General features: G+C 72.4%; 2 protein-coding genes. Both read left to right on the top strand.

Going from position 1 to position 3,758, the window contains the following annotated elements:
• Window positions 1-162: 162 nt before the first annotated feature.
• Complete coding sequence (locus B056_RS42560; RefSeq protein WP_154676917.1) at window positions 163-1,236, top strand: toll/interleukin-1 receptor domain-containing protein; 1,074 nt, start codon at window positions 163-165, stop codon at window positions 1,234-1,236.
• A 52-nt stretch (window positions 1,237-1,288) separates the two neighbouring features.
• On the top strand, window positions 1,289-3,229 hold the full coding sequence (locus B056_RS0108290; RefSeq protein ID WP_018501408.1) for a hypothetical protein: 1,941 nt from the start codon (window positions 1,289-1,291) through the stop codon (window positions 3,227-3,229).
• The last annotated feature ends 529 nt before the right edge of the window (window positions 3,230-3,758 follow it).

Below are 3,758 nucleotides of genomic sequence, written 5' to 3'. Positions count from 1 at the left end.
CCCATCCCGCCGTGGAGGTGGTCTGCTCCGGAACCTACGCCGAAGCGGTCCGCCAGCGCCCTGCCTGAGGCGGTCCAAACCAGCGACTGGTGGCATCTGTGGCATCAAGATCGATAATGGGATATCCACTGTCAACACTGGGTGCGTGAAGGCTGGACCGCTATGAGCACGGGAGATCCCACCACCCCACCAGACACGCCGGTGGATGTGTTCGTCTCCTACACCGCGGCGGATGAGGCATGGGCGACCTGGACTGCCGCAGTCCTGGAAGCCGCGGGCTGCGCGGTGGTCATCCAGGCGTGGGACGCGCCGGCCGGAACGAACCTCATCGCGTGGGTCAGCCAGCAGATGACCCACGCCGCCCGCACCCTCGCGATCTGCTCACCGGCCTATTTCGCCTCCCACTGGCACACCCAGGAATGGACCAGTGCCCTCGCCGGGAACACCCTCATCCCGCTCCGGGTCGACGACTGCGTGATGCCACCGGTGCTGGCGACCGTCGTCTCCCGTGACCTGCACGGCATCGACGAGACCACCGCCCATCGCCGACTCCTGGAAGCCGTGGGCCTGGCCACCCCCGCCCGGGCCTTCCCCGGCTTCCCCGGCACGGTGTTCCCCGGAGGAACGCCGTCCGGTGCGGGATCCGGGGATGCGCGAGGGTCGGCGGTCGGCCCGAGGCCACCGGGGGCGGTGCACGTCACCGACGCCGACCCGTACCGGCTTGGAGTCCACCGGGCGATCCACCTGCCCGGCGCCGCCGACGACGCCCTGCCTGCCTACGTGGCCCGCGACATCGACCACCAGCCCCTGACCGGGATCCGCGCCCGGCTGCGTACCGCAGCGACGCGGGGTGGGTTCGTGCTGCTCGTCGGTGGCTCCTCGGCGGGCAAAACCCGCTGCGCCGTTGAAGCCATCCGCGCCGAGCTGGCCGACTGGTGGCTCATCCACCCCGCCGACACCGCCCAGATCACCGCCCTGGCCGCCGCGCCCCCGGCCCGCACCGTGCTGTGGCTGGACGAGATCCAGACCTACCTGGACGGCGAACAGGGGCTGACTGCCGGCATGGTGCGGGCGCTGCTGGACGCCGGGCTGGTGCTTGTAGGCACGATCTGGCCCCGTCGCTACCACAACCTTCACCACCCCCCGCGACAGCACCGACGACCCGTACCGATGGGAACGCGACACCCTGCGCCAGGCCGCCGTCGTCGATGTCGATGGGCAGTTCACTCCCACTGAACAGACCCGTGCCCGCGCGGCCGCCGCCGGGGACCCGCGGATCCAGGCCGGGTTGGACAACCCCGACGACGGGCTCACCCAGACCCTGGCCGCCGCCCCTGCCCTGCTCCGCCGCTGGACCAGTGCCAAAGCCGACGCGCCCTACGCCTGGGCCGTCATCACCGCCGCATTGGACGCGGCCCGCCTCGGGGTCCGCATCCCCCTTACCGTCGACCTGCTGCGCGCCGCTGCCCCCGACTACTGCACCCCCCGCCAGCAAGCCGAAGCACCTGCGAACTGGTTCGAACACGCCCTCGGCTACGCCACCGCGTCCGTGCACGGCGCCACCGCCCCCCTCAACCCCATCGGTGCCGGCATGGGCCACCTCGCCGGCTACACCACCGCCGACTACCTCCTCCACCACACCACCCACACCCGCCGCCACGAACGAGGCCCCGCCAGCCTCTGGACCGCCCTACGTGACCACCTCGCCCACCCCCACAGCCTCGCCGCCATCTGCCACAGCGCCCTCGACCGGCGGATCTACACTGTCGCCGTCCCCCTCTTGCGCCGCGAAGCCGACATGGGCAGCACCCACGCTGCCCGCGAACTGGCCAGACTGCTGGGCCAGGCTGGACAGCTGCGGGCCGCGATCGACGCCCTACGCCCCGCCGCCGACGACTTCGAGGTGGCCCGCGAGCTGGCCGGGCTGCTGGCCGAGGCGGGGGACCTCGACGAACTCCGGGCCCGCGCCGACACCGGCGACGGGCACGCGGCCCACCAGCTGTTCGGCCTACTGGCCAAGGCGGGAGACCTCGACGAGCTCCGCGCCCGCGCCGACACCGGCGACACCCACGCCGCCTACTATCTGGCCGGCCTACTGGCCGAGGCGGGGGACCGTGACGAGCTCCGCGCCCGCGCCGACACCGGCGACCAAGACGCCGCCTATCACCTGGCCGGGCTGCTGGCCGGCGCGGGACAGCTGCAGGCCGCGATTAGCGTTCTACGTCCCATCGCCGACATCGGCGACACTGGCGACTTGTTCGCTGCCCGCCGCCTGATCGATCTGCTGGCCGAGACAGGGGACCGTGACGAGCTCCGCGGTCGCGCCGACGCCGGCAATCTCTACGCGGCCCGCGAGCTGGCCAGGCTGCTGGCTCAGGCGGGGGACCTCGATGAGCTCCGCGCCCGCGCCGATACCGGCGACCGGTACGCCGCCGACTGTCTGGTTGAGCTGCTGGCCAAGGCGGGGGGCCTCGATGAGCTCCGCGGCCGCGCCGACACCGGCGACCGGTACGCGGCCCACCTGCTGTTCGGCCTGCTCACCGAGGCGGGCGACCGTGACGAGCTCCGCGCCCGCGCCGATACCGGCGACCGAGATGCCGCCCATCACCTGGTCGAGTTGCTGGCCGGCGCGGGACAGCTGCAGGCCGCGATCGATGCCCTACGCCCTGCTGCCGCCATCGACAATCTCTATGCCGCCGAGCAGGCGGCCAGGCTGCTGGCCGAGGCGGGAGAGCTGGACGAGCTCCGCGGTCGCGCCGACGCCGGCGATCTCTACGCGGCCCGCGAGCTGGCCAGGCTGTTGGCCGAGGCGGGGGACCTCGACGAACTCCGCGGCCGCGCCGACACCGGCGACCGGCACGCGGCCCACCGACTGGCCGGGCTGCTGGCCGACGCGGGACAGCTGGGGGCCGCGATCGACGCCCTACGCCCGGTCGCCGACAGTGGCGACCATGACGCCCCCCATCGGCTGGTTGAGCTGCTGGCCAAGGCAGGGGACCGTGACGAGCTCCGCGGCCGCGCCGACACCGGCGACCGGCACGCGGCCCACCGGCTGATCGGCCTGCTGGCTCAGGCGGGAGACCGCGATGAGCTCCGCGCCCGCGTCGACACCGGCGACCGAGACGCCGCCGACCGCCTCGCCGATCTGCTCGCCGAGGCGGGGGATGATCGGTTGCTGCGATTCGGGTTCGACGTGCACGGAAAGATCGCCGACGGGCCCACCTGGTAGCGACGTACGGTGATCCACCGCAGCGCCGACCACCTGCCCCTAGACAAAGAGTCGTCCACGCCGGCTGGCGACACCAACTCCACACAGTGTCCAGCGATGATCCGCAGGACCAGGACCCATCCGCCCAGGTGGCGGTGATCGAAGGCGTTGACGACGACGTGGCTATGGCGGCTTGCTGTGGCCCCACCAGGGCGGCTTGACCTGGCTCCACCACGCGACGCCCCTCGTTGCGCATTTGTCCTGGTCCTGGGTCCTTCATGCGGCCACAACCCCTGCGGGGCTGGGGCCACATGAAGCCGCTCTGGTGGGGCCGTACAGGACCGCCGTAGCCAACGACGGGTACGGGCACCACCGCGCCGGCGAAGACGGGTTCCGTCGCCTCTCTGGTCTTACCGTCGGTCGTCGCCCGAAAAGGTGTCGGCTTTCCGGAGTTCCTCGTCGCCCGGCTCGGGCCGGTGCGGCGCCTGCCGGGGCGGTGTGTACGTCCCTGCCCAGGCCAGCAGTTCGCGCACCGGGCCGGTGAGGGGGG

The organism is Parafrankia discariae (genome assembly GCF_000373365.1).
Lineage (GTDB): Bacteria > Actinomycetota > Actinomycetes > Frankiales > Frankiaceae > Parafrankia > Parafrankia discariae.
The sequence above is the reverse complement of the archived record's forward strand: the minus strand, read 5'-3'. Positions and strand labels throughout refer to the sequence as shown.

Bases quoted from the DNA above. Each gene is read 5' to 3' on its own strand.
- B056_RS42560 (WP_154676917.1), top strand. From the start codon at position 163: ATGAGCACGGGAGATCCCACCACCCCACCAGACACGCCGGTGGATGTG.